This window comes from Micromonospora sp. 4G55 (assembly GCF_016803375.1).
The window spans coordinates 1-3,279 of record NZ_JAEVHN010000677.1; the positions used below are offsets into that span (position 1 = coordinate 1).

The following is a 3,279-nucleotide window of genomic DNA, read 5'->3' on the forward strand; positions in this document are numbered from 1 at the left end:
GGCCGGGCGGCCCGCGCGGTGGGGGTCAGCAGGGTCCGTTGCAGGCCAGCACCCGGAGCCGGTCCAGAGTGCCGTTCCAGACGTTCTGGTCACCGGGGAAGACGCCCGAGGACGACCACTGCCAGAAGGAGTACGTCGGCCAGCCCGCTGGCAGGGTGCCCACCGTGCTGGCGTAGCGGGCGATCCACAGCGGGTTGTTGGCGGCGAACTGCGAGGTGTTGCCGGTGCAGGTGGTCCACCAGTCGGTGGTGGTGTAGATGGTGGCCCACCGGCCGGTGCGCGCGTAGTACTGGTTGACGAAGGAGGCGATCCAGCTGCGCATCGCGCTCTGGCTCAGGCCGTAGCAGGTCGCGCCGTACGGGTTGTACTCGATGTCGAGCGCGCCGGGCAGCGTCTTGCCGTCCTTGGACCAGCCGCCGCCGTGGTCGACGAAGTAGTTGGCCTGGGTGGCGCCGCTGGTGGTGTCCGGGCGGGCGAAGTGGTACGAGCCCCGGATCATCCCGACGTTGTAGGAGCCGTTGTACTGCTGGGCGAAGTACGGGTTGGTGTAGTAGGTGCCCTCGGTGGCCTTGACGTACGCGAACCGGGCGCCGTTGTTCCAGGCGGCCGACCAGTTCACGTTGCCCTGGTGGCTGGAGACGTCCATGCCGGGCAGGCCGGCAGGGGCGGCGCTGGCGGGGCTGGTGCCGAGGCCGACGGCGGCGACCACCGTGACGGTCGCCAGCAGTGCGGCCGCGCATGCGCGGAGACGGTTCATCTTTCCTCCCTGGGGGGCGCCGCGGGGGCGGCGGGAGCGACGAAAGGAACTGTCAGTATTAGGTCATAAAGCGTAGATAAATTTCAATAGATGAAGTCAAGATTATCTATGGAGTGTTCCCCGCCGAGCACACCTGACCGTCCGGCCATGGATCCGCGTCGACGTACCCGCCAGAATGGCGGGGGTCAGCTGCCGAGCCCGGTGGGCGCGGCCAACGGGAAGGGTGACCGGATGGCGCACATCGACCTCGGCGTGGACGAACGGCGTGAGCCCGGCATCGTCGGCCTGCTGCGGTACCGGCCGGAGACCGCGGGACCGCTCATGGACCTGGCCGAGGTGCTGCTGCGCGGGCCGAGCAGCCTGAGCCGCGGGGAACGCGAGCTGATCGCCGCCTACGTCTCGGGTCGCAACGGGTGCGACTTCTGCCGCGCGTCGCACTCCGCCACCGCCGGTGCCCAGCTCGACGACGGCCCCGACCTCGTCGACCGGGTCCTCGCCGACCTGTCGACCGCCCCGTTGCCGGAGAAGCTGCGCGCCCTGCTCCGGATCGCCGACACCGTCCGCGAGGACGGGCGCGCGGTCACCGGGGAGCTGGTCGACGCCGCCCGCGCCCACGGCGCCACCGATCGGGAGATCCACGACGTGGTCCTGATCGCCGCCGCCTTCAGCATGTACAACCGGTACGTCGACGGGCTCGGCGCCGCCACCCCGGACGACCCCCGGGCGTACGCGATGTCCGCGCAGCGGATCCTGGCCGCCGGCTACCGCGCCTGAGGAAATCCGTCGCCGGAGTGTCGATCCGCCCGCCCGCCGTTCGTGTGGAGAGTGGAAGCCGATCCACACCAGGAGGACGACATGAAGCAGTACCTGTTGAGCATGTACCAGCCCGAGGGCGGGACGCCGGACCCGGAATTCCTGACCGGGGTGATGCGGGAGCTGGGCGCCATCCGCGAGGAGCTCGAGGCGACCGGCTCGTGGGTCTTCGGGCAGGGGCTGCACGCCCCGGACACCGCCACCGTGCTGCGCCCGAAGGACGGCGAGGTGCTCGTCACCGACGGCCCCTTCGTCGAGGGCAAGGAGTACCTGGGCGGGTTCACCATCATCCGCGCCGCCGACCTCGACGCCGCCCTCGAATGGGGCCGCCGGTACGCCCTCGCCACCACGCTGCCGATCGAGGTGCGCCCCTTCCAGGGCGAGGAGTGACCCTCGACGTCGAGGCGGCCTTCCGCGCCGAGTACGGCCGGGCGGTCGCCGTGCTGGTCCGCGTCCTCGGCGACATCGACCTCGCCGAGGAGGCGGTCCAGGACGCCTTCACCGAGGCGGTGCGGCGCTGGCCGGAGACCGGCCCGCCGCCCAGCCCGGCCGGCTGGATCATCACCACCGCCCGCCGCCGCGCCATCGACCGGCTGCGGCGGGAGGCCTCCCGGGCGGACCGGCACGCCCAGGCCGCGCTGCTGTACGCCCAGGAGCCACCGGCCGAGGAGGGACCCGTGCGCGACGACCGGCTCCGGCTGATCTTCACCTGCTGCCATCCGGCGCTCGGCCCGGCCGCCCGGGTAGCGCTCACCCTGCGCCTGCTCGGCGGGTTGAGCACCACCGAGATCGCCCGCGCCTTCCTGGTCCCCGAGGCCACCATGGCCCAGCGGCTGGTCCGCGCCAAGGCCAAGATCCGCGACGCCGGGATCCCGTACCGCGTCCCGCGCGACGCCGACCTGCCCGACCGGCTCCGGGCGGTGCTCGCCGTGGTCTACCTGATCTTCAACGAGGGATACACGGCGAGTGCCGGGGATCGGCTGGTCCGCGCGGAGCTGTGCGCCGAGGCGGTGCGCCTGGGCCGGCTGCTGGTCGAGTTGATGCCCGACGAGCCGGAGGCGCTGGGCCTGCTCGCGCTGATGCTGCTCACCGAGGCCCGCCGCCCCGCCCGGGTCACCGCCCAGGGCGCGCTGGTCCCGCTCGCCGAGCAGGACCACACCCGCTGGGATCACGCCTTGATCGCCGAGGGGCAGGCCCTGGTCCGCCGCTGCCTGCGCCGCAACCGGCCCGGCCCGTACCAACTTCAGGCCGCGATCAACGCCGTGCACAGCGACGCCCCCACCGACTGGAACCAGGTCCTCCAGCTGTACGACCAGCTCCAGGCGCTCGCCCCCGGCCCGGTGGTTGCGCTGAACCGGGCGGTGGCCGTCGCCGAGGTGCACGGCCCCGCCGTGGCGCTCGCCCTCGTCGACGACCTGCACCTCGACACGTACCACGTCTTCCACGCCGTCCGCGCCAACCTCCTCCACCGCCTGGGCCGCCCCGCCGAGGCCGCGCTCGCCTACGAAGCCGCCATCACCCACACCGCCAACGAGCCCGAGCGCGCGTACCTCCGCGCCCAACTCGCCGCGCTCTCTTGATCGTCTGCGGATTTCCGGCGCGACACGCCGTCCTTCCCGTCGGAAAACATCAGACGATCACGGGTTCGCGGTAGCAGAAGCGGGTGCGGGGGTGGGGGTTGTCCACAGTGGGGGGTGTCCACAGCGGGG

4 protein-coding genes are annotated in these 3,279 nt (G+C 72.2%); 3 read left to right on the top strand and 1 reads right to left on the bottom strand.

Annotated elements, in window-relative coordinates:
* Window positions 1–25: 25 nt before the first annotated feature.
* A complete protein-coding gene (locus JNW89_RS32175; protein WP_238451921.1) occupies window positions 26–757 on the bottom strand; it encodes a lysozyme in 732 nt (243 codons plus the stop codon).
* Between the two features lie 231 nt (window positions 758–988).
* Between JNW89_RS32175 and JNW89_RS32180 the strand changes: the two genes are divergently transcribed.
* The 3 genes from JNW89_RS32180 (at window position 989) to JNW89_RS32190 (ending at window position 3,150) form a co-directional block, all read left to right on the top strand.
* Window positions 989–1,531 carry a carboxymuconolactone decarboxylase family protein gene (locus JNW89_RS32180; protein WP_238451922.1) on the top strand — a complete coding sequence of 181 codons (543 nt, stop codon included), beginning with the start codon at window positions 989–991 and terminating at the stop codon, window positions 1,529–1,531.
* A gap of 81 nt (window positions 1,532–1,612) precedes the next feature.
* Window positions 1,613–1,960: a YciI family protein gene (locus JNW89_RS32185; RefSeq protein WP_238451923.1), complete on the top strand. Its 348-nt coding sequence runs from the start codon at window positions 1,613–1,615 to the stop codon at window positions 1,958–1,960.
* The gene (locus tag JNW89_RS32190; protein ID WP_238451924.1) at window positions 1,957–3,150 is read left to right on the top strand and encodes an RNA polymerase sigma factor; all 1,194 of its coding nucleotides are present in this window, start codon (window positions 1,957–1,959) and stop codon (window positions 3,148–3,150) included. The genes JNW89_RS32185 and JNW89_RS32190 overlap by 4 nt, the downstream gene beginning before the upstream one ends.
* Window positions 3,151–3,279: the final 129 nt, after the last annotated feature.